The sequence below is a fragment of the Microbacterium trichothecenolyticum genome (assembly GCF_030818955.1).
Taxonomy (GTDB): Bacteria; Actinomycetota; Actinomycetes; order Actinomycetales; family Microbacteriaceae; genus Microbacterium; species Microbacterium trichothecenolyticum_B.
This window is the reverse complement of sequence record NZ_JAUTBF010000001.1, coordinates 414,818-436,430: the sequence shown is the minus strand read 5'-3', so window position 1 is coordinate 436,430 and position 21,613 is coordinate 414,818. Positions and strand designations below refer to the sequence as shown.

Genomic DNA, 21,613 nt, shown 5'->3' with positions numbered 1-21,613 from the left:
CGGGTCGGTCGAGCGTGTCGTCAAGTCGCTTCGGCGAACTCCATGAGACGCGTCGCGCGGCGTTCGAACAACGCCGCCCCCAGCGCCACGCCCACGACGAGCACCACGAGGCCCGCTCCGATGCCCACGCCGAGCGCGAGCATCGCGTCGATGGCCTCGCCGCCCACGGCTCGCCAGGTGAGCCAGATCGACGGGAGCGCTGCCAGCAGCGCCCCGACCATCACGAGCCCCTGTGCGACAACCCCACCCGAACCCGAACGCTGCGGCTGCTGGAACGGGCTGTCACCCGGACGAGACACCGCGTACGGGGCGACCACCGACGAGATGCTCGAGAGTCCGAGCCCGGCGAGGAACAACGCCGCGCACACCCCGATCATCGCCGGGAGGATGGCCCATCGTCCGTGCGCGACCACGGCCAACGGCAGGGTCACCGCCAGGATGGGTACGCCGATGAGGATGACGGGGACGAGTCGTCCGATGCGATCCGACGCGCCGCGCACCCCGGAGGCGATGTGCATCCACAGGGCCGTGGAGTCGTAGGCGAGGTCGTTGTGCGGCAGCCAGCCGAAGAACAGCGCCATGATCGGCACTGGCAGCAGCACCGCGACCTCGAAGGGCACGCCGGCCACGAGCAGGGGAATCGTCGAGACGATGGCCGCGACGGGGACGATGACCACGTTGACGATGTAGCGGCGGTCGCGCAGCCAGTACGCCAGGCTGCGGGCGGCCACCGCTCCCCCGGGCGTGCCGGGGAGGATCGCGAACCATCCCAGGCCTGCGCGCTCGCGTGCGGCGACCGGGCGGGGCGTCGTCGTCAACAGTCGATCGACCAGCGCGAACCAGGCGAGCGCGAGCACGACGACCGTGACGAGCGACACCAGCAGGCTGCCGAACGCCGCCCCCGGCGAGGGCGCAACGGCGATGCCCCACGACGCGCCCACCGGCGTCCACGCGAGGACCTCGGCGGCGGAGGCGAGCTGCGACGGGACGGCCCCGCGCCATTCCAGCGAGCCGAGGAAGACCCCCACCGGCACGACGATCACCAGAACGGCCACGAGGTACACACCCATGAGCTCACGCGACTGCCGCGGGCGCTGCACGAGAGCACCCAGCGCCATGCTCACGCGCGCGAACAGCACGCACGTCGTCAGCCCGAGCACGACCGAGGCGATGCTCGCCAGTGCGGATGCGCCCTGCGCGCCCCACGCGACCGCGAGGCTGGCGCCCAGCACCAGCACGACGAGCACCGGAACGCTGAGGAACCCCGCCAGAGCCAGGGCCGCGGCAAGCGGTCTCGGCTCCGGGCCGACCACCGCGAATCGACGGGGATCGAGCGGGTCGACCGACGCGGTGACCGGCGGCCCCACGGCGAAGCCGAGGGTGACCGCCGACCCCGCGAGAACAGTGACCACAGCGGTCGTGAGGCGGTCGGCATCCGCGAGACCCGCCGCGCTCACCGCGGCGACGACGGTCGCCGCGACCAGCAGAACCACACCGATGCCCCGCCGGACGACGTCGCGCGGGTCGCCCCGCAGGGCGCCCCCCATCATGGCCAGTCTCAGGCGGAGAACGTGTGCAACCACTCCAGGCCCTCCACATCGCCCAGACCGCCCGCGAGCTCGAGGAACCGCTGCTCCAGCGTCGCCTCGCCGCGCACCTCGTCGACCGTTCCCTCGGCCAGGACCTGGCCCGAGACGATCACGGCCACCCGGGAGCACACGCGCTCGACGAGCTCCATGCCGTGGCTCGAGAGGATGACCGTGCCGCCGTGGGCGACATACGTGCCGAGGATGTCGAGGATGACGCCGCTCGAAACGGGATCGACCGCCTCGAAAGGCTCGTCGAGCACGAGCACCCGCGGGGAATGGATCATCGCACCGGCGAGCATGACCTTCTTCGTCATACCGGCCGAGTAGTCGGACACGGGGCGCGCGAGGGCATCCACCAGGTCGAACGCCCGCGCCAGATCGGCGACGCGGGACTCGACCAGGGGCGCCGGGAGCCCACGCAGCGCGCCGTAGTACGACAGCAGCTGGCGACCGGTGAGGCGATCGAAGGTGCGCAGACGGTCGGGCAGCACACCGATCATCTTCTTGGTCTCGCGCGAGCGCTTGGCCGCGTCGATGCCGTTGATGGTGACCGAACCACCGTCGGCGCGCAGCAGGCCCGCGATGATCGACAGCGTGGTCGTCTTACCCGCACCGTTGGGGCCGACGAGACCGTAGAACGATCCCGCCGGCACGGTGAGGTCGATCGCGTCGACGGCGCGCAGCTCGCCGAAGGTCTTCGTGACACCTCGCAGGGTGAGCACCGCAACGGCGGTGTCGTCGAGGGCGTCGGACGACGGGGCGGGGTCGACGGCCGCCAGCGACGAGGTCGCGGCCTCCGGCTCGGGCTCCGCCTCCGGCTCCGGCGTCGCAGCGGACCCCGCCTCCGGCTCCGACTCGACGGTAGCCGTAGCCTCGGCCTCCGACTCGACGGCGGATGCCGAATCCGGCTCAGGCTCCGACTCCGACTCGATCTCATCCGATAGGACGACGGGCTCCGCGTCATCGACGCGCACGTCTGCAGGCGTGCCGTCGAACGCCGCAGCGGCAACGGCCGACGGCGACGCGTCGGTCTGCTCCGGCTCCGACACCGACTCGTCGGTCTGTTCCGACGCGGAAGCATCGGGAGCCGGCGTCGACGACGAAGACGCGGCGAGGTCATCTCCGCTCGCCGGCGGTTCGAGGGGCGTCTCGGTGACGAGGTCGGGGGCGACCACGGGCACACCGTCGGCGGCGGTCGCGGCCGCCTCGACGGTTCCCCCCGTGGGGGCGACGTCGTCGACCGGCAGCTCGCCGTCGCTGTCGCTCGTCTGCGACGCGTCGGCGTGCGAGCTCTCGGCGCCGGTCTCGACGGCGAGTTTCTCGACCGCGGGTTCCTCGACGGCGACGTCGGCGGGAGTCGGGTCGGACGCGGCCGCGTCAGCGATCTCTGCCGACGGAACCGGCAGCGGCGGACGCGGCGGGATGACGAACTCGGGCGGCGCCGTCGCCGGAGGAGGCGGGGTCGTCGGCGGGGCCTCGTCGACGGCCGGCTTCGGTGTCGCGGACGCGCGAGACGTCGTGGGCTTCTTGGCGACGGGGCGTTTGGCCGCGGGCTTCTTCGCGGCGGGGGTGCGCGCCGTGGAGGAGGATGCCGCCGTGGCGCGCGGGTTCGCGGGCTTCTTCGCGGGCGTGCGGGGGGTCGCCGCCCCGGTCGTCGAACGACTCGCGGTGGTTCGCGGAGATCTCGGCGTGGCGGGAGCCTTCGGCGTGTCGGCGGCCTCGGGCGCCCCATCAGCGGCCCCGGCGTCGGCTGCTGCCGGGGCCTTCGGACGGGCCGGGTTCGTGCGCGGCGCACGGGGCGTCGTCGCACGGGGAGCGCGCGGCGCGCGCGGTTTCGCGGGCGGCCGGGGCGAAGAGGAGGACTCGGCGCTCGCCGCGGCGGCCTCGGTGTCGGACGAGGGCGAATCGGGGGGCTGCGGCAGCGACGCTGTCATCGCTCCAAACTACCAAGCCCCTCCGACACCACCCGACGCTTGCGCACAGCGTCGATGATCCCCCGGCATCGCGATCCTCCAAGAGCCCGCGCCGACGATCCGCAGCCTGGTCCTCGCCGCGAGCGTGGCACGACCCCCATCGCTCCCGTCAAGTCACCCAGCTCTGTGGTTCGCCCGAGAGAGGATGAGGGCATGGCAGAGAAGGTGCACCGCATCCACTCCCTCCCCGACGACGCACCGTGGAAGGGGGGTCTGCCCCCGGTGGGCTCGGAGGAGCATCCCCGCACGATCCGCCTGCTGGATCGCGCGCTCGGGGTGCAGCGCCCCGCGGTGCTGGCGCACCTGCGGAGCATCCGCCTGCGGCATCCGGATGCCACCCCCGATGAGATCCTGCGGATCCTCGAGCGACGCTATCTCGCTGCCGTCACCACCGGGGATGCCGCCGTGGGCGCCACGGCGGTCGTACCCGCCATCGGCACGAGCGTCACCCTGGCCCTCAGCGGCGTCGAGACGCTCGCGTTTCTCGAGGCGACCGCGCTGTACGCGCAGTCGGTCGCCGAGGTGCACGGACTCGTCGTGCAAGATCCCGACCGCGGGCGCGCCCTCGTTCTGGCGCTGCTCCTGGGCAAAGAGGGCGTCGACCTCGTCTCGCAGCTCGCCGCGCAGGCCACCGGCCGCGGCGGCACCCGGGCCGACTTCTGGGGCGAGATGGTCACCAAGACGCTCCCGCGCGCGGCCGTCGGCCCCTTGGTCGACCGCCTCAAGACCTCGTTCGTCCGCCAATTCGCCACACGCGGCGGCGCATCGTGGATCGGCAAGGCGCTGCCGTTCGGCGTCGGCGCCGTGGTCGGCGGCGCGGGCAACCACCTCCTCGGACGCCGCGTGCTCGTCAACGCTCGCCGCGCCTTCGGCGCACCCCCGCGTACCCTACCCGCCGAGCTCGAGCCCCGCCCCGGTGCCGAGACGCTGGAGCGGGCGACGCTCGGCGGTGTGCAGCGCGTGGGCGGAGCGATCGCCGGAGCGGTCGGCGACGCGGGTCGGCGCACCGGATCGATGGCGCGCAGAGCCCTCCCCCGGCGTCGACGACAGCGAGACGAGGGCCAGCAGCCGCCCGACCGGCGCGACGACGGCGAGGCCACGGCATCCTGACCCTTCTCATCGACCCGGGCCCGCGCGCAAGACCCGGACGTCGTCGGCCACGGCGCAGTAGCCTCACCGCATGGGCGACCTCCTCGATTCCCTCGCGGTCTGGATGCCGCGTCAACGCTGGTATGGCACGAAGGGGCGCGATCCACAGCTCACCGTCGTCGCCGACTGGACGCTCGACGCGCCGGACACGCGACTGCTGCTCGTACGCGACGACGCCGCCGCGCCCGCGATCCTGTACCAGGTGCCGGTGGTGGTGCGCGCCGAGGGTTCGGTTCCGCCGGGCAGCTTGATCGGCGCCGCGGGCGATGCCCGCGTGTGGGCGGATGCCACGACCGACGCCGCCTTCACCGACCTCCTCTACGCGTGGGTGTGCGCGGGAGGAACGGTGGGGGCGCCGGAAGACGCTCTCACGGCCTTCGCCCTGAGCGCCGCCGCCGACCGGCGCCCCGCTGCTCGGGCCACCGCCCGGGTGCTCAGCGGAGAGCAGTCGAACACCTCGCTGATCTTCCGCCCGGACGGCGGTGCGGGCGTGCCGGTCATCTGCAAACTGTTCCGTCAGGTCAATCCGGGGATCAATCCCGATGTCGAGCTGCAGTCCGCCTTGGCTGCGCGCGGTGCCGCGTTCGTCCCCGCGGCCATCGGCGAAGTGCGCGGGTCATGGGTGACCCCCGAGGGGGTTCCCGTGAGCGGATCGCTCGCCTTCGCGCAGGAGTTCTTCGAGGGCGTCGAAGACGCCTGGCGCGTCGCCCTCGACGCCGCGGCCGCCGGAGTCGACTTCGCCGCCCGCGCGCAGGCCCTGGGCGCGAGCGTCGCCGGCATGCACGTCGCCCTGGCCGAAGCCTTCCCGACACGGGTCCCCGACGCCGCTGACCGCCACGCCGTCGTCGGCGCCTGGGAGCGACGACTGTCGATCGCACTGTCCGAGGTTCCGGCGCTGCAGCCGTACGCGCAGCGCATCCGCGACGTGTACGCCTCCGCGGCCACGGCCGAGTGGCCGCCGCTGCAGCGCGTGCACGGCGACCTGCACCTGGGCCAGGTGCTCGACACCCCCCGCAACGGCTGGGTGCTGCTGGATTTCGAGGGCGAGCCGCTGCGTCCCATCGCCGAACGTCTGCAGCCCGACGTCGCCGTGCGCGACGTCGCCGGCATGCTGCGCTCGTTCGACTACGTCTCGGGTGCGGTGGCCGACGACGACGGCGCCGCGGTGCGCACGTGGGTGATCGCCGCGCAGCAGGCCTTCCTCCGGGGGTACGCCGAGACCGTGGGTCCCGGTCGCCGCGGCGACGACGCCCTGCTCGCCGCGTTCGAGCTCGACAAGGCCGTGTACGAGGCCATCTACGAGACACGCAACCGCCCCGATTGGGTGGGCATCCCTCTCGCCGCGATCGGTCGGCTCGCACCGCTCGGCTGAATCGGCGCGGGATCGGGGCCTGCGGGATGCGGCGGATCGTCGAGCATTCCTCCACGGAACGACGAAGACGCCACCCCGCGAACGTTCGCGAGGTGGCGTCTTCTTCCTGGAAGGGCACTCTCCGGGGCCGCGAGGCCCATCCGGATGTCAGCTCTGCATGGTGCCGAGGGTGACCTCGACGGTCTTCTCCTGCCCGTTGCGGATGTAGGTGACCTTGGCCTGGGCTCCCGCGGCGAGCGCGCGCACCTGGGCGGTGAGGTCGATGGAGTTGGTGACCGGTACACCGTTGAACGAGGTGATCACGTCGCCCTTCTGCAGCCCGGCCACCTGAGCCGCGCCGCCGGCGGTGGCTTCGGCGATGTACGCGCCGGTCGTGGTCGCACCCTGGATCGATGCGGCATCCTGCACCGCGGCGCCCAGCAGACCGTGCGTGGCGGAGCCGTTGTCGATGATCTCCTGCGAAATGCGCTTGGCGATGTCGGAGGGGATCGAGAAGCCGACACCGATGTTGCCCGACTGCGCGCCCGACGACGAGCCTCCGGCGCTGGCGATGGCGACGTTGATGCCGATCAGCTTGCCCTCGTCGTCGACGAGTGCACCGCCGGAGTTACCGGGGTTGATGGCGGCATCGGTCTGGATGACGGCGATCTTGATGGTCTGCTTGGTCTGTTGTGACTGCTGCCCCTGGCCGAAGTCGAAGCGGAACGGTCCTTCTTGACCGGGTTCGGCCTGATCGTTCTCTTCGGAGCCGTCCTTGGGTGCGGCCGACGACGCGACCTGGATCGAGCGGTTCAGTGCGCTGACGATACCGGTGGTCACGGTGTTCGGCAGCCCGAGCGGCGCACCGATGGCGGTGGTGGCGTCGCCGACGTTGAGTTTCGAGGAGTCAGCCCATTCGATGGGCGTGAGGTTCGAGGCGTTCTCGAGCTTGATGACCGCCAGGTCGTAGGTGGGGTCGGTGCCGACGACGGTGGCCGCGTACACGTGTCCGTCGGACGTGGTCACCGAGATCTTCGCGTCGCCGGTCGCGCCGTCGAGGGTGACGACGTGGGTGTTGGTCAGGACGTATCCGTCCTTGCTGAGGATGACACCCGAGCCCGTACCGCCGGAGGAGGTGCCCGTGGCACTGATCGTGACGACGCTCGGGACCACCTTGGATGCCACCGCGGCGGTGTCGTTGACGTCGTCGGTGTCGTTGACGGTGATCGCCGTGGGTCCGGCGACGGTGGAGCTGTTGGAACCACCCCACAGCGACAGGCCCGCGTACGTGCCGCCGAGCCCGGCGGCTCCGCCGACGAGGGCTGCGGCGACGACGAGGGCGGCCACGCGCGGCACGCCGCTCTTCTTGCGAGGGGCGGCCGGGGGCGGCGGTGTCGGGGAGGGTGAGAGTCGGGTGGACGCTCGTGGCGGCGGGGCCGAAAGCTTCACCGGTGGGCGAGGTCGCGCCGGACGGGGCCGCGGCGAAGCCGTGAGAGGGCTGCTGCGAGGCTGCACCGTTCGCGGCGGGCGGGGGCCACGCGGCGGCGGCTGCGGCGGGCGAGCGCGTCGGCACGGGCGGGACGCCGGGCACGTCGGCGCGGGGGGCGTCGGCGGGCGTCGATGCGGCGGGGGGCTGCGCGGCGGCGTCGCCGGCGGGGGTGTGGGGGTCTTCGTGGCCGTCAGGGCGGCTGCTGGTGTTCTCGCTCATGGGATGCTCCTTCTTCCAGGCGCTTCTACGATGACCGCGCATCCTGTGCTTCGCCTATGACGCGCGTGAGCCATCTCTATGGGCGTCGCAGCACGCCGCCGCGAGGCCGCGCCTCGGCTACGGTATGAACCGATCCGCCCGAGCCCTCCCCGAGAGCAGTACGCACGATGAAGCAGATTCCCGGCGCCTGGCAGCGCACCGCCCGCGGCGCGGGCCTTCTCGCCCCCGACGGCTCGGCCGTGCCGACGATCTTCGCCGAGATGAGCGCTCTCGCCGCCTCGACCGGTGCGCTCAACCTCGGCCAGGGTTTCCCCGACGAAGACGGTCCGGAGGCGGTCCTCGAGGCCGCTCGACGCGCGATCGCCGACGGGGTGAACCAGTACGCGCCCGGCCGGGGCTTCCCCGACCTGCTCGCCGCGATCGCGGAGCATCAACGGCGCTTCTACGGCATCGAGCTCGATCCCGCCCGGGAGGCGCTGGTGACCGTCGGCGCCACCGAGGCGCTCGCGGCGACGCTGTTGGCGTTCGTCGACGGACCCGACGACGAAGTCGTCGTGTTCGAGCCGTACTACGACTCCTACGCCGCGTGCGTGGCATTGTCGGGAGCGAGACTCGTGCCCGTGCCGCTGCGCTGGCCCGACTTCCAACCCGACCTGGACCAGCTGGCTGCGGCCGTCACCGACCGCACGCGGATGATCCTCGTCAACGACCCCCACAACCCCACCGGCACCGTCTTCTCGCGCGAGGTTCTCGACGAGATCGTTCGCCTCGCACATCGTCACGACGCGCTCATCGTCACCGACGAGGTGTACGAGCATCTCGTCTTCGACGGCCCGCACGTGCCGATCGCGACGGTGCCCGGTGCCGCAGAACGGACGGTGTCGATCTCGTCGGCCGGCAAGACCTTCTCGCTCACCGGGTGGAAGACCGGCTGGGTCACAGGCCCCGCCGAGCTCGTGTCGGCCGTTCTGGCCGTCAAGCAGTTCCTCACCTACGTCGGCGGCTCGCCGTTCCAGCCCGCCGTCGCGGCGGGGCTGCGCCTGCCCGACACGTTCTTCGCCTCGGTGGCGGAGGAGATGGCGGCCAAGGCCCGACTGCTGGGGACCGGTCTACGTGCCGCCGGCTTCGACGTCTCGACCCCGGGCGGATCGTATTTCACCGTCGTGGACGCGTCCCCCCTGGGCGCTGTCGACGCCGATGCGTTCTGCCGCGAGCTTCCCGCCCGCGCCGGTGTCGTCGGCATCCCCCTCACCGCCTTCGTCTCGCCCGCCCACCGGGAGCGGTACGCCACGCTCGTGCGCTTCGCCGCATGCAAACGGGTCGAAGTGCTCGCCGAGGCGGCCGAGCGGCTGGCCGCGATCTCGCGGGACTGAGCGGTCTCGGGCGGTCGGCGTCGGGACGCGACAGGCTCGTCGTCCCTCAGGAGCGAATGCCTCCAATATTTACCATGTATGAATGGTACACTTCGGGGATAACAGCCATGGTGATCGCGATCCCGTGCCGACCCTGGAGGACCGTATGTCTCGGAAGCGTCGTTCCATCCGTTCTCGCGCTCCGCGCATCACGCATCTCTACGGCCGCGCACTGAAATGGACGAAGGTCACATCCCGCGCCCGCCTCACTCCCGAGACGGCGAGGGAACTGCGCAGCGAGGGATTCACCATGGCGCTGGTGCGCACCGGGTGGCGCGGCACGCGCCGGATCTCGTTGATCCGCTACGTGCAGTCACTCGGCCCCGCAGAGGGAGCACCGGTGCTCATGCGGGCCAGCGGCGACATTCGGCGGGCAGCCGAACCACTGAAACAGGTGGCTGAGGTCGCCGGAGTGACGCTGCGCGAGCCGTAATCTCACCGGCGGGAACGCAAGGATCTCCCGGTCGAGTCACGCAGCACCCCGACGGCCACGAAGGGACCTGCGACGCTCGAAGGATCGGCGAGGCCGCCCGACAGGTGCGCTCTCGACACGTGACGATGCGACCGCGTCGAGCCACGCGCGTGTCGACAAGAAGAAAGGCGCCCATGGTTGCTCCCGAGACGACGACAGACGCTGCCCGCACCGCCGAGTGTCCACCGTGGTGCAACGGCGAACACGAACCCCGGCGCGACCGGCGGATCGCTCACCGCAGCGAGGGCATCATCGTGCCCGGCGTCGAACGCGTGGTGCACCACGAGGGCGACTCCTTGTTCTCGACGGTGATCGAGATCGCGATCGGCCTCGAACACATCGACGATGAGACCTGGGTGTGGTTCGGCTCGGACAACCCCTCGCGTCCACCGACGGTTCTGAGCATCGAGTCGACGAGGCGGCTGCTCCGCGCGGTCGAGGCACTGATACGCGACCGCGCATGACCGGGTCATTCGGGTGAGGAGCCCCTGTCGTCCTGCCAGTGCGAGAGGTCCGGCACCAGGTCGACGACGCTCACCCCGAGCGCCGCGGACAGGGCAAGGAGAGTCTGCAGACGAGGGTTCGCCGGCGTTCCCGGGTTGGACTCCCCCTTCTCGAGCTTCTGGTAGGTGAAGAGCGAGATCCGAGCACGAACAGCGACCTCCTCCTGGGTCAAGCCTGCGGCCAGGCGCGCGCGCCGCAGGGCCGCGCCGAGATCGCGCATGTAAAGCATCCAGGGAAAATCGGTCGCGAGGATGGTCATCGTCCCAGCATGCGCCATGCCGCAGCGGCATGCACCCGATTGCATCCTCCGCCGCGACGGGTTAGAGGTCGCGCTCAGCGGGGCGTCACCCGGAAACGCCGCAGCGCGAGCGCCGGATTGACGCGGCGCACCCGCGCGATCGCCGCGGGATCGATGTGCGCCACCGCGACATCGCTCGCGGTTCCGATCTGCGCGATCGGAACCCCCTGCGGGTCGATGATCATCGAGTGCCCGACGCCCAGGGGCGGCGCGTGGTCGGCGGCGGCGACGAAGAAGGTGTTCTCGATCGCCCGCGCCTGCAGCAGGACCCCCCAGTGGTGCTCTTTGAGCGGCCCGCGCACCCACTCGGCGGGGACGAGGGCGACGTCGACGCCCGCGTCCGCGAGGGTGCGGGCGACCTCGGGGAAGCGCAGGTCGTAACAGGTCATGAGGCCGAATCGCAGCCCGTCGACCTCGAACGTCTCGGCCGGAGCGATCTCACCCGGCTCGACCCAGTCGGACTCCCGCTGGCCGAACGCGTCGTAGAGGTGGAGCTTGCGGTACACGGCACGGATGCCGTCGGCCCCGACCGCCACGACGGTGTTGCGCACACGACGACCGTCGTCTGCCTTCTCGAGCAGACCCGCGACGATGATCGCGTCGAGCTCCCCCGCCAGCGCCGCCAGGGTCGAGACGAAGGGGCCGTCGAGATCTTCGGCGTTGTCGGCGAGCGAGGCGTCGAACGGGTCGACGAAGTAACTGGAGTACTCGGGGAACACGATCACCCGCGCTCCCCGCGCCGCCGCGGTGCGCGCCGCGGCAGCGATGTCGGTGAGGTTCGCCGCGCGCGAGGCCGCGGGCGCGAACTGCGACACGGCGATGCCCAGGGTGTCGTGGATCACGGCGCCGCCTCTCCTCCTCGGTGCCGGATCGTCAGGGGCACCGCCACCCACAGTACGAGGATGATCGCCGCGAGCACCACACCGGCCGTCACCGCGGCGCCCCGACCGACGACCACGTCGAACACGAAGGTCACGACGCCCACCAGCAGGAGGCAGACGAGCACGAGCGCTCCGCGCAGCGACGCGTGCCCCACCCGCACCAGGGCCGGCTTCACCCGCAGGCGGAACACCGCGCGGTGCAGCGCCACGGGCGCGAGCGCGACCACCGCACTGAGCGCCGACAGCGCGACCAACGCGAGGTAGAGCACGCGTTGCCCGGTGTCGAGGTCGGCGAACGACGACTGGAAGGCGAGCGCCAACAGGAAGCCCGTGAGGATCTGCGTGCCGGTCTGCAGCACGCGCAGCTCCTGGAGGATGTCGTTCCAGTTGCGATCCGCGCGCTGAGCCGGGCTCTCGGGCCGGCCGTCGTCGAGATCGTCGGACGTGTCGCTCACCCGCACATCGTGGCGCGAAACGCCCGGACTACACGTACGGATTTGCACGCGCCCCCATCCCGTACTAGTGTTATCTCTTGTGCCGCGGGGTGGAGCAGCTCGGTAGCTCGCTGGGCTCATAACCCAGAGGTCGTAGGTTCAAATCCTGCCCCCGCAACCAGATGAGGAACGGCGTCGGAGAAATCCGGCGCCGTTCCGCTTTTCGCGGCGGTGTTCCCGCGACGCCCGCCTCGATCGCTCCGGGCCCGACGCGCGGGGCATCCGCCGCACGTCAAGCCCGCCATCCCGAACGACCCGGGCGGCTTGACTCCACGCATGCACACCACCACGAGCGCTCCCCTCGACACCGACGGCCGCGACCACGACGACCCTCCCGTGCTGCCCTTCGTGCACATGTGGACGGGCCTGGACGGCCGCACACGGCTCGACGAGTCGGCGCTGCGCGGCTTCGGCCTGCAGAGCGTGGGCGGCGGCGCCGATCCGCAGTGGCTGCGCCCGTTCCCCGGAGAGGTGTCGGCGATCGTGTTCGCCGCGCTCCCGGTCGGATGGGTGGGTCAGTGGCATCCGTCCCCGCACCCGCAGTGGGTCATCCCGCTGCGCGGTCGCTGGTTCCTCGAGACGCAGGACGGCTCGCGCGTGGAGATGGGTCCCGGAGACATCCACTTCGGGCAGGACACCGACTCCGCTGAGATCGAGGGCGAGAGCGGTCATCTCTCGGGCACCGTCGGCGACGAGCCGTGTCTGCAGGTACTGATCCAGTTCGCGGTCTCGCCCGCAGCCCCGACAGCGCAGCCGTTCGGCTGAGCGCGTCAACCCGGTCAGCCGATCCCGCGCGGACACGTTTGACTGGACCCATGCCCCACCACCACGCGCACCCCCGCATCGACGGCCCGTTCCTGCAGCGCCCCCGCCCGCCCGCGCCCGTCGACATCGCACCGCCGCGTGTCTACGACGATCGACTCGCGGCGGTGCTGCCCGCCGAGGCGCGCCTGCTGTCGTTGTACGCCGATGCCACCTGGGCCGAGGGACCCGTCTGGTCGCCCGCGCGTGACTGCCTCATCTTCAGCGACGTGATCGGGCGCCGCACACTGGCCTGGAACGAGGACGGCAGCGTCACCACGGTGCGCGATCGCTCCGACTTCGCCAACGGCAACGCGATGGATGCCGAGGGCCGACTCGTGCAAGCCGAGCATGGCCGTCGCGCGATCAGCCGCACCGACGCCGCGGGCACGACCGTGCTCGTCGACGCGTTCGAGGGGCAGCCGCTGAACAGCCCCAACGACCTGATCGTCGCCTCCGACGGCGCGATCTGGTTCACCGACCCCACCTACGGCATCTCCGACCCGCGCGAGGGCTACCCCGCCGAGCCCGCCCTGACGCACCAGAGCGTCTACCGCTGGCGCGAGGGCGAGCCGCTCGCGCGCATGATCGACCTCGACCAGCCGAACGGTCTGGCGTTCAGCCGCGACGAGCGCACGCTCTACGTCGCGGAGTCGCGCGCCGACGGACTCCCCCGCGTCGTCGCGTGTGGATGGGACGGCGTGTCGCTCGGGACACCGCGCACTCTCGCCACGGTGGATGCCGGCATCCCCGACGGCCTCGTCGTCGACAGCCGCGGGTGGCTCTGGATCTCGAGCGAGGCGGGAGTCGTGATCGTCGACGACACCGGGCGCCGACTCGGCGTGATTCCCACCCCGCACGTGGTGAGCAACTGCACCTTCGACGCCGAGCAGCGGCGCCTGTTCGTCACGGGCGACAGCGACCTGTGGCTGGTGGAACTGGCGTGAGCGATGTGGAGATGACGCGGATCCCGGCCGGACGGGTGCTGCGCGGAGACCAGCGAGGAGCCGAACGCCGCGAACTGGTGGTCGAGGCGTTCGAGATCGGCGTCTACCCGATCACCGAGGAGCAGCTCGCCGAGCACCTCGGCATCCCGGCGCGGTATCCGCGTCGACCGGCCGTCGACATCAGCTGGCTGCGCGCCGTGCGCCTGTGCAACGCGCTGAGCGAGTGGGAGGGGCTCGACCCGGTCTATTCGTTCGACGGCGAGGTCGTCGACTGGGATGCCGACGGCGACGGCTTCCGCCTGCCGACCGACGACGAGTGGGAGTACGCCTGCCGCGCCGGGGCGACCGGATCGACGTACGGCAACGTGCGCGAGATCGCCTGGACCGCGGCCGACGGCCTGCGCGGACCCGCCGACGTGGGCGCACGCCTGCCCAACCTGCACGGGCTGTTCGACATGCTCGGCAACGTCTCGGAGTGGTCGTGGAACTTCTTCGACCCCGACAGCGGAAGCGACGCGCGCGCGTTCCGCGGCGGCGGGTGGGCCGACAACCCGGCCCAGGTGCGCGCCGCGACCCGCCGCGCGGGGCACCCCCGCTCCGGCTACGACGACGTGGGGGTGCGGGTGGCGCGCGGAGCGGTCGATCGCCGAGGTCAGGAGTAGATCGCGTCGCGAAGCTCGGCAACCCGATCGAGTGCGATGTTGTTCAGCGCGATCAGAAGCGTCTGAGCCTCACGACAGGCTCGGGCGTAGGTTTGCGCAGACGCCGTGATCTCTGCGATTCTCACCGCCCACACCTCGGGACGGTTCGCGGGCAGAACCCACTTGTCCATGCCGAGTTCGCGTTCGGGAAGATCGACAGCATCGCGCGCTCGTCAGCTCGCATGTCTTCGAGCAGGCTCGCCTCGGTCTGCGCGTCGGCACCCAGCACGACGAACTGGAACGGTTGTCCGGCCGCGTGCTCGGTCACCAGGAGTCGCACGGTCTTGCGGGAAACCTCGAGGCCCTTCACATCGCCGTCGTCCATTCGCCCGCTCAGGAGGATCTTGATGACGGAGTCGTTGATGGGAAGCGGAAGAGGCTCGTTCGCCGAGGCGCGTTCGATCTCACCCTTCGAGAGAACGGGGAAGAGAAAGCTGCGCCGGCGCGAGCCCGCGCGGCAGCGGTCTGCGTGGGCGACATGTGCACCATGTGCATGCGGCGCATCACTGTGGGCTCCGTACCGGCCCCCTCGACGGCGGAAACCGCGTTGAACTCGTCCTGGATGAACTCGGCCTCCTCCCCGGAGAAGCGCGTGTGACCGATGACCCACACGAGCGTGTCAGGGCTCTGCGCGTCGGCAAGGATCTCGCGGAACTTCGCCGAGAACGCGTAGCACTCCCGATCCCGGAGCGTGTGCCCAGACTGCTTGTTCAGCAGCACGTTCCACGCCTCGACGTCATGCGACCACTCGAACTTTTCCTCCCCTTCACTGCCGTGCTCCGCCGTCTGGTTGAAAGCCTCCACGAGGTAAGCGCTCGCAGTGGTGACACCGCCGCGCACCCCGGCCGATCCGTCGATGATGGAGAAGACCCGTAGTCGCCGCACCGCGTCCAGCGGGCGGGATGGACGCGGCTCCGACGCCGTCGATTGCACGACGGTACTGTCGCCCCGCGCGGCGGAGACGGTGATCGTGACCGGCGAAGTCGCCGTGCGCCTCGCCGTCACGCGATACCGCGCGCCCTTCGTCAACCCGAGTGCAGCGAACACGTCCTTCACGAAAGGACCGCCGACCGTCAGGTTCGAGCTGATGACGAGCTTCTCACGGGTGTGCACGCAGCGGCGCGTTCGCGATCACCATGGGGCGGGATCCGACTTCGACGTTGTCGAGATTCAGCGGGTCACGCGCGAGAAGACGATCACGGCGCCGTCGTGATCGCTTCGGTGAGCGCCTCGAGGAACCCGTTGATCGTCGCGAGCTCCGCGTCGCCGTACGTCGCGGCGACGGCGCTCATCGCGGCCAGGTGAACGCCGAAGTGTCGGAAGAACTCCCGACGCGACTTGTCGGTCAGCACGACCACTCTCGCCCGACCGTCGGAGGGATGAGGACGACGTTCCAGGTGCCCGGTCGCGACGAGGCGGTCGATGAGCTTGGTGGTCGACGCCGTCGAGATGCGCAGGTGGGAGGCCACATCGTGGGGGCTGACGATCTGCCCCCGATGCTCGCGGATGGTCAGCATGCGCAACGTGGCGAGGTCGCTGGCGTTCATGTCCATGTCGCCCTTCATGCCGCTGTGCATGCGGTCGAGGGCGTCGCTGAGGGTCTGCACTGCCCGTAAAGTGTCGGTCACGGCCGGCCGTGTAGCAGAGGCGGATGCGGCTTCTGGCACGGTGGACACCCCCTTCCGGGCTGGGTATAGTCGGGCTCACATCGCTAGCTAAACTAGCAAATCGGAGGCACGATGAGCGAGACCGAATATGTCGTCCTCCTGGACGATTTCGGAAACGAGACCGGCGTAGCGCCCAAGGCCAGCGTGCACGGCACCGACACGGCGCTGCACCTGGCCTTCTCGTGCCACGTCGTCAACGCTGCCGGTGACGTGCTGGTCACCCGCCGTGCGCTCCACAAGAAGACCTGGCCCGGAGTCTGGACCAACTCCTTCTGCGGCCACCCGGCACCGGCCGAACCGGTGTCGTCGGCCGTGCACCGTCGCGCCGAGTTCGAGGTCGGCCTTCGGGTGCGCGATCTCGAGCTCGCCCTGCCGCTCTTTCGATACCGGGCCGTCGATGCGAGCGGAATCGTCGAGCACGAGATCTGCCCCGTCTACGTCGCCCGTACCGACGACGAGCCGCAGCCCAACCCCGACGAAGTCGCCGAGTACCGATGGGTCGATCCCCGCGATCTCGCGGCCTCGCTCGACACCACCCCCTGGGCCTTCAGCCCGTGGCTCGTGCTGCAGGCACAACAGCTTCACCTGTTCGGCTCGTCGACCTCGGTGAGGCGGGCGTCATGATCGCCCTGTCCACCTCCCCGGTCGCCCGGCAGGGCATCGACGCCGCGATCGACGCCGCCCTCGCCCGCCTCGATCGTCGCGTCGCCGAACGCGGCGACGGCGCGCGTGCCCTGGCATCCGCCATCCGCCACGCCGCCGAGGGGGGCAAGCGCTTCCGCCCCCTGCTCGTCGTCGCCGCCTTCGACACGCTCGGCGGTCCCGACATCGCGCGCCCCGCGCTGTTCGAGGTGGCCGCGGCATTCGAACTGCTGCACACGGCCTTCGTCGTGCACGACGACGTCATCGACCACGACGTCGAACGCCGCGGGATGCCCAACGTCGCCGGAGAGTTCCGCCAGCGCGGGGTCAGCAAGGGCGCGGATGCCGCGGGCGCAGCCCTGCTCGGAGACGCCGCCGCGATCCTCGCCGGCGACCTGCTGCTGCACGAGGCCGGTCGCCTGGTCGCCCTCGCCGAGATCCCCGCCCCGATCCGCGCAGAACTGCTGGGCCTCGTCGACGACGCGGTGCTGGTGTCGGCGGCCGGTGAGCTCTCGGACGTCGAGAACGCGGTCTCGGCCGATGCGGTCGACGCCGAGACCATCCTCCGCACGACGCACGACAAAACGGCCGTGTACTCCTTCTCGGCCCCGCTCGAGGCCGGTGCGGTGATGGCGGGGGCCGACGCGCCCCTGCGCCACGCGCTCGACCGCTTCGGCCAGCGCCTCGGCCTGGGATACCAGCTCGTCGACGACCTCATCGGCGCCTTCGGCACGGCCGCGGCGGCCGGTAAAGACGAAGGCTGCGACCTGCGCGAAGCCAAGCAGACACACCTCATCTCGCTCGCGCGCGAGAGCGACAGCTGGCCCGAAGTCAGCCAGGCTCTCGCGCAGGCGCACACCGGCCCCGTCGCGGTGCGCGCCGCGCAGGTCGCGCTCTCGGCATCCGGCGCGCGCGCACGACTCGAAGAGCTCGTGCGCGAGACCCTCGACGAGGCGCGCGGGATCGCCGCCGCATCGACCCTGCCCCCGGCGTGCCAGGCCATGCTCCTCGACCTCGTCGACGCCGTACAGGGACGCATGCCGTGAGCTCCGTGCCCACGGGACTCGACCTGTACTCCCGCACCGCCGACGACGCCGCCGCAGCCGTCATCGCCCGGTACTCCACCTCGTTCGGCATCGCCACGCGCCTGCTCGGCCCCCGCCCGCGACCGCACGTGCGCAACGTCTACGCGCTCGTGCGCGTCGCCGACGAGATCGTCGACGGACCCGCACACGACGCCGGGCTGTCGCCCGAACGTGAGCGTGCCGTGCTCGACGGTCTCGAAGCCGACGTGCGGGAGGCCATCGAGACGGGCTTCAGTGCCAACCTCGTCGTGCACGCGTTCGCGCGCACGGCCCGCGAGTGCGGCATCGGCGACGACCTCATCGCCCCGTTCTTCTCGTCGATGCGTACCGACATCGACACCGCGGCCCACGACGACATCTCGCACGACGCCTACGTCTACGGCTCGGCCGAGGTCGTGGGGCTGATGTGTCTGCAGGTGTTCCTCAACGCCGGGATGTCGGCGCCCGCGCGCCCCGCAGCCGACCTCATCGACGGCGCCCGGCGGCTGGGAGCGGCGTTCCAAGACGTCAACTTCTTGCGCGACCTCGCCGACGACGCCGACCGTCTCGGCCGCGACTACCTCGACGGCGCGGCCGACGACGAGCGGCGCACCGCGGTCCTCGATCGCATCGACGCCGATCTCGCGGCGGCGGCAGCCGTGATCCCGACCCTCCCGCCCGACTGCCGCGCCGCGGTGACCGCCGCACACGACCTCTTCGCCGAGCTCTCGCGGCGCCTGCGTGCCAGCCCCGCCGACGCCCCGCGCGTCCGCGTTCCCGACGGCGTCAAAGCCGCTCTCGCCGCCCGCGCCCTCATCGGCCGCTCCCCGAAAGGTTCCCGTTCATGACCCCCCAGCGCATCGTCGTCGTCGGCGGCGGCATCGCCGGCCTCGGCACCGCCGCCCTCCTGGCCGACCGCGGGCACGATGTCCAGCTGTTCGAAGCCCGCGACGCTCTGGGCGGCCGGGCTGGATCGTGGGCGGCCGACGGGTTCCGCTTCGACACCGGCCCCAGCTGGTACCTCATGCCCGAGGTGTTCGACCACTTCTTCCGCCTGCTCGGCACCAGCGCCGCCGAGCAACTCGACCTCGTGCGCCTCGATCCCGCCTATCGCGTCTACGGTCCTCCCGGAAAGGGCGAGCCCATCGACATCGTCTCGGGTCGGGATGCCGTGCGCGCCCTGTTCGAGGAGCACGAACCCGGCTCGGGCGACAACATCGACGCCTACCTCGACTCGGCCAGAGACGCCTACGAGCTGTCGACGTCGAAGTTCCTCTACGACCCCTACTCGTCGACGAAGGGCCTGCGCGACCCCGCGCTGGTCAAGCGCCTGCCCACGCTCATCCCGCTGCTGACCCGGACCCTCTGGAAGCGCGTGACCACCGACTTCCAGAACACGCGGCTGCAGCAGATCCTCGCCTACCCTGCGGTGTTCCTCGGGGGATCGCCGTTCGAAGTGCCCAGCCTGTACCACCTCATGAGCCACCTCGACCTGGGTGACGGCGTGCTGTACCCGAAGGGTGGCATGACCGAGATCATCGCGGCCATCGAAAGGCTCGCGCGCGAGCGCGGCGTGCGCATCGAGACCTCGGCCCCGGTGGACGCCATCATCACCGAGTCGGGCCTCGCCCGCGGTGTGCGTCTGGCCGACGGACGGGTGATCGCCGCGGATGCCGTGGTCTCGGGCGCCGACCTGCACCACACCGAGAACGACCTGCTCGAGGAGAAGGACCGCCAGTACCCGCAGAAGTGGTGGAAGGACAAGGTGCCCAGCCCCGGTGCCCTGCTGCTGCTGCTCGGAGTGAAGGGCGAGCTGCCCCAGCTGACGCACCACACGCTGCTGTTCACCGACGACTGGCACACGAACTTCGATGCGATCTTCGGCGAGGACAAGCACATTCCCGATCCGGCATCCCTCTACATCTGCCGCCCGAGCGCGTCCGATGACTCCGTCGCCCCCGCGGGCCACGAGAACCTCTTCGTGCTCGTCCCCGTGCCCGCCGACCCCGACAGCGGGCGCGGCGGCGTCTCGGGCGCCGGCGACCAGCGCATCGAGCAAGCGGCCGATCGGGTGATCGCGCAGATCGCCGAATGGACCGGCATCCCGGATCTGGCCGACCGCATCGTCGTGCGCAAGACGATCGCGCCGGAGGACTTCAAGGAAGATCTGCACGCCTGGCACGGCAACTCGCTGGGGCTCGCGCACACCCTGAACCAGAGCGCGATCTTCCGGCCGAAGAACCGGTCGCGCAAGGTGAAGAACCTCTACTACGCGGGTACGTCTGTGCTGCCGGGCATCGGCCTGCCGATGTGCCTCATCTCGGCCGAGCTCGTGGTCAAGCGTCTGACCGGCGACACCACGGCCGGTCCCCTGGCGGAACCCGCGCGCGCGGTGGTCTGAGGTGCCGGGGGTCTATCTGGGCGCGATCCTCTTCTCGTTGGCCGGCATGATCGCGATCGACATAAAGTTCTCGCTCGCGCTGCGTGTGGCCCCCGTGCGCACGGCGCTCGCCGTGCTCGTGTCGACGCTGTTCTTCCTCGCATGGGATGCCGTGGGCATCGTCACCGGCGTCTTCGTCAAGGGTGAGAGTCCCCTGTTCGTCGGCGTCGAGCTCGCGCCGCATCTGCCCGTGGAGGAAGTGTTCTTCCTGCTGTTCCTCAGCTACCTGTCGATCGTCATGTTCGCGGTGTTCGAGCGGCGGGCGCGGGCGCGGGCGCGGGCGCGCGACCGGGTGGCCGGGCAGGGGCGGCGCGCGTGACGTATCCTCTCATCGTCGTGCCGTTCGTCATCGTCACGGCCGCCGTGACTCTCGCGACGCTGCGCCGCCCGCGTTTCCGCGAGCGCATGGCATCCTCGGGCCTGCTCGCGCTGGTGCTCGTCGGGCTCACCCTGGTCTTCGACAATCTCATGATCGCCGTCGACCTGTTCTCGTACCCCGACGAGCATTTGAGCGGCCTTCGACTCGGGCTCGCACCGATCGAAGACTTCGCCTACCCGCTGTGCGCGGCGTTCCTCGTCCCCGCGCTCTTCACGCTGCTGTCTCCCCGCCCCTCCCCGAAGGACGCCGCATGATTCCGCCCCCGCTGACCTTCGGGCGCATCGTCCGCGAACTGTTCGTGTCGTCGCGACCGGTGAGCTGGATCAACACCGCCTTCCCGTTCGCCGCGGCCTACGTGCTCACCACGCGGCAGATCGATGCGACGCTCGTCGTCGGCATCCTGTTCTTTCTCGTGCCGTACAACCTCGCGATGTACGGCGTGAACGACGTGTTCGACTACGAATCCGACCTGCGCAATCCCCGCAAGGGCGGCACGCACGGCGCGGTGCTCGACAAGCGCATGCACCGCATCACGCTCTGGGCGTCGGCGCTGTCGTGCGTGCCGTTCGTCGTCTACCTCGTCGCGGTCGGGTCACCGCTGTCGTGGCTCGTGCTCGCCCTCAGCCTGTTCTTCGTCGTGTTCTATTCCGCGCCGCCCCTGCGGCTGAAGGAGCGGCCCTTCGCCGACTCGATGACCAGCAGCATCCACTTCTTCTCCCCCGCCGTGTACGGGCTCGTGCTCGCAGGAGCCGTGTGGACGCCGCAGCTGGTGTTCGTCCTGGTGGCCTTCGCGCTGTGGGGCATCGCCTCGCACGCCTTCGGCGCCGTGCAAGACGTCGAGGCCGATCGCGCCGCCGACATCTCGTCGATCGCCACCGCCCGCGGCGCGCGCTGGACCGTGCGCTTCGCCCTCGTCGCCTACGCCCTGGCGGGGGTGGCCATGCTGTTCACGGCCTGGCCGGGCCCGCTGGCGGCGGTGCTCGTGGCGCCGTACCTCGTCGTGTGCTGGCCATACCGGAACGTGACCGATGCCGACAGCGACCGCGCCACGGCCGGGTGGAACCGCTTCCTCTGGCTCAACCAGATCGCCGGTTTCGGCACGACGATGCTGCTGATCTCGTGGTGGTTCCTAACCGCCTGA

24 protein-coding genes and 1 tRNA gene are annotated in these 21,613 nt (G+C 70.8%); 16 read left to right on the top strand and 9 right to left on the bottom strand.

Going from position 1 to position 21,613, the window contains the following annotated elements:
• Nucleotides 1-20: 20 nt before the first annotated feature.
• Together QE412_RS02010 and QE412_RS02005 are read right to left on the bottom strand one after the other, a co-directional pair.
• Nucleotides 21-1,547: a hypothetical protein gene (locus QE412_RS02010; protein ID WP_307479517.1), complete on the bottom strand. Its 1,527-nt coding sequence runs from the start codon at nucleotides 1,545-1,547 to the stop codon at nucleotides 21-23.
• A gap of 11 nt (nucleotides 1,548-1,558) precedes the next feature.
• Complete coding sequence (locus tag QE412_RS02005) at nucleotides 1,559-3,523, bottom strand: ABC transporter ATP-binding protein (RefSeq protein ID WP_307479514.1); 1,965 nt, start codon at nucleotides 3,521-3,523, stop codon at nucleotides 1,559-1,561.
• Nucleotides 3,524-3,715: 192 nt separating this feature from the next.
• Here QE412_RS02005 and QE412_RS02000 point away from each other — a divergent pair, with 192 nt between their 5' ends.
• Entirely contained in the window at nucleotides 3,716-4,672 is a 957-nt protein-coding gene (locus QE412_RS02000; protein WP_307479512.1) for a hypothetical protein, read from the top strand.
• A gap of 70 nt (nucleotides 4,673-4,742) precedes the next feature.
• Complete coding sequence (locus tag QE412_RS01995; protein WP_307479509.1) at nucleotides 4,743-6,083, top strand: maltokinase N-terminal cap-like domain-containing protein; 1,341 nt, start codon at nucleotides 4,743-4,745, stop codon at nucleotides 6,081-6,083.
• A 147-nt stretch (nucleotides 6,084-6,230) separates the two neighbouring features.
• Here the strand turns inward: QE412_RS01995 and QE412_RS01990 are convergent, their stop codons facing one another.
• The gene (locus tag QE412_RS01990) at nucleotides 6,231-7,418 is read right to left on the bottom strand and encodes a S1C family serine protease (RefSeq protein WP_307479506.1); all 1,188 of its coding nucleotides are present in this window, start codon (nucleotides 7,416-7,418) and stop codon (nucleotides 6,231-6,233) included.
• Nucleotides 7,419-7,937: 519 nt separating this feature from the next.
• On the opposite strand from QE412_RS01990, the gene QE412_RS01985 reads away from it, so the two are divergent.
• The 3 genes from QE412_RS01985 to QE412_RS01975 all read left to right on the top strand — a co-directional run bounded on the left by QE412_RS01985 (nucleotide 7,938) and on the right by QE412_RS01975 (nucleotide 10,118).
• Nucleotides 7,938-9,143, top strand: a complete 1,206-nt coding sequence (locus tag QE412_RS01985) for an aminotransferase class I/II-fold pyridoxal phosphate-dependent enzyme (RefSeq protein ID WP_307479504.1) — start codon at nucleotides 7,938-7,940, stop codon at nucleotides 9,141-9,143.
• Nucleotides 9,144-9,288: 145 nt separating this feature from the next.
• The gene (locus QE412_RS01980; protein ID WP_307479501.1) at nucleotides 9,289-9,615 is read left to right on the top strand and encodes a hypothetical protein; all 327 of its coding nucleotides are present in this window, start codon (nucleotides 9,289-9,291) and stop codon (nucleotides 9,613-9,615) included.
• A gap of 173 nt (nucleotides 9,616-9,788) precedes the next feature.
• Nucleotides 9,789-10,118, top strand: coding sequence for a DUF6907 domain-containing protein (locus QE412_RS01975; RefSeq protein WP_307479497.1), 330 nt, complete (start codon nucleotides 9,789-9,791; stop codon nucleotides 10,116-10,118).
• A gap of 5 nt (nucleotides 10,119-10,123) precedes the next feature.
• On the opposite strand, the gene QE412_RS01970 is transcribed toward QE412_RS01975, so the two are convergent.
• The 3 genes from QE412_RS01970 to QE412_RS01960 form a co-directional block, all read right to left on the bottom strand.
• Nucleotides 10,124-10,417, bottom strand: a complete 294-nt coding sequence (locus QE412_RS01970; protein WP_307479495.1) for a helix-turn-helix domain-containing protein — start codon at nucleotides 10,415-10,417, stop codon at nucleotides 10,124-10,126.
• Between the two features lie 74 nt (nucleotides 10,418-10,491).
• Nucleotides 10,492-11,295 carry a carbon-nitrogen hydrolase family protein gene (locus QE412_RS01965; RefSeq protein ID WP_307486976.1) on the bottom strand — a complete coding sequence of 268 codons (804 nt, stop codon included), beginning with the start codon at nucleotides 11,293-11,295 and terminating at the stop codon, nucleotides 10,492-10,494.
• Nucleotides 11,295-11,792, bottom strand: a complete 498-nt coding sequence (locus tag QE412_RS01960; RefSeq protein WP_307479492.1) for a DUF6328 family protein — start codon at nucleotides 11,790-11,792, stop codon at nucleotides 11,295-11,297. Before QE412_RS01960 ends, QE412_RS01965 begins: the two co-directional genes overlap by 1 nt.
• An 83-nt stretch (nucleotides 11,793-11,875) precedes the next feature.
• Here QE412_RS01960 and QE412_RS01955 point away from each other — a divergent pair.
• From QE412_RS01955 to QE412_RS01940, 4 genes are all read left to right on the top strand, one after another.
• A tRNA-Met gene (locus QE412_RS01955) sits at nucleotides 11,876-11,952 on the top strand.
• Nucleotides 11,953-12,107: 155 nt separating this feature from the next.
• Nucleotides 12,108-12,596 (top strand): hypothetical protein, encoded by a 489-nt coding sequence (locus QE412_RS01950; protein ID WP_307479489.1) that lies wholly within the window; start codon nucleotides 12,108-12,110, stop codon nucleotides 12,594-12,596.
• Between the two features lie 50 nt (nucleotides 12,597-12,646).
• The gene (locus QE412_RS01945) at nucleotides 12,647-13,579 is read left to right on the top strand and encodes an SMP-30/gluconolactonase/LRE family protein (RefSeq protein ID WP_307479486.1); all 933 of its coding nucleotides are present in this window, start codon (nucleotides 12,647-12,649) and stop codon (nucleotides 13,577-13,579) included.
• Nucleotides 13,576-14,241 carry a formylglycine-generating enzyme family protein gene (locus QE412_RS01940; protein ID WP_307479483.1) on the top strand — a complete coding sequence of 222 codons (666 nt, stop codon included), beginning with the start codon at nucleotides 13,576-13,578 and terminating at the stop codon, nucleotides 14,239-14,241. The genes QE412_RS01945 and QE412_RS01940 overlap by 4 nt, the downstream gene beginning before the upstream one ends.
• 121 nt (nucleotides 14,242-14,362) lie before the next feature.
• Here the strand turns inward: QE412_RS01940 and QE412_RS01935 are convergent, their stop codons facing one another.
• The 3 genes from QE412_RS01935 to QE412_RS01925 form a co-directional block, all read right to left on the bottom strand.
• The gene (locus QE412_RS01935; protein WP_307479480.1) at nucleotides 14,363-14,605 is read right to left on the bottom strand and encodes a hypothetical protein; all 243 of its coding nucleotides are present in this window, start codon (nucleotides 14,603-14,605) and stop codon (nucleotides 14,363-14,365) included.
• Nucleotides 14,606-14,613: 8 nt separating this feature from the next.
• Nucleotides 14,614-15,393, bottom strand: coding sequence for a hypothetical protein (locus QE412_RS01930; protein WP_307479477.1), 780 nt, complete (start codon nucleotides 15,391-15,393; stop codon nucleotides 14,614-14,616).
• A gap of 83 nt (nucleotides 15,394-15,476) precedes the next feature.
• On the bottom strand, nucleotides 15,477-15,908 hold the full coding sequence (locus QE412_RS01925; RefSeq protein ID WP_307479476.1) for a MarR family winged helix-turn-helix transcriptional regulator: 432 nt from the start codon (nucleotides 15,906-15,908) through the stop codon (nucleotides 15,477-15,479).
• Between the two features lie 111 nt (nucleotides 15,909-16,019).
• Between QE412_RS01925 and idi the strand changes: the two genes are divergently transcribed.
• From idi to QE412_RS01890, 7 genes are read left to right on the top strand one after another with little or no spacing between them, the layout of a single operon-like run.
• Nucleotides 16,020-16,571 (top strand): isopentenyl-diphosphate Delta-isomerase, encoded by a 552-nt coding sequence (gene idi / locus QE412_RS01920; protein WP_307479473.1) that lies wholly within the window; start codon nucleotides 16,020-16,022, stop codon nucleotides 16,569-16,571.
• A complete protein-coding gene (locus QE412_RS01915; protein ID WP_307479471.1) occupies nucleotides 16,568-17,635 on the top strand; it encodes a polyprenyl synthetase family protein in 1,068 nt (355 codons plus the stop codon). The genes idi and QE412_RS01915 overlap by 4 nt, the downstream gene beginning before the upstream one ends.
• Nucleotides 17,632-18,501, top strand: coding sequence for a phytoene/squalene synthase family protein (locus tag QE412_RS01910; RefSeq protein WP_307479468.1), 870 nt, complete (start codon nucleotides 17,632-17,634; stop codon nucleotides 18,499-18,501). Before QE412_RS01915 ends, QE412_RS01910 begins: the two co-directional genes overlap by 4 nt.
• A complete protein-coding gene (gene crtI, locus QE412_RS01905) occupies nucleotides 18,498-20,054 on the top strand; it encodes a phytoene desaturase family protein (protein ID WP_307479466.1) in 1,557 nt (518 codons plus the stop codon). The genes QE412_RS01910 and crtI overlap by 4 nt, the downstream gene beginning before the upstream one ends.
• Nucleotide 20,055: 1 nt before the next feature.
• Entirely contained in the window at nucleotides 20,056-20,412 is a 357-nt protein-coding gene (locus QE412_RS01900; protein WP_307479464.1) for a lycopene cyclase domain-containing protein, read from the top strand.
• Complete coding sequence (locus tag QE412_RS01895) at nucleotides 20,409-20,726, top strand: lycopene cyclase domain-containing protein (protein WP_307479461.1); 318 nt, start codon at nucleotides 20,409-20,411, stop codon at nucleotides 20,724-20,726. Before QE412_RS01900 ends, QE412_RS01895 begins: the two co-directional genes overlap by 4 nt.
• Nucleotides 20,723-21,613, top strand: coding sequence for a prenyltransferase (locus tag QE412_RS01890; RefSeq protein WP_307479458.1), 891 nt, complete (start codon nucleotides 20,723-20,725; stop codon nucleotides 21,611-21,613). The genes QE412_RS01895 and QE412_RS01890 overlap by 4 nt, the downstream gene beginning before the upstream one ends.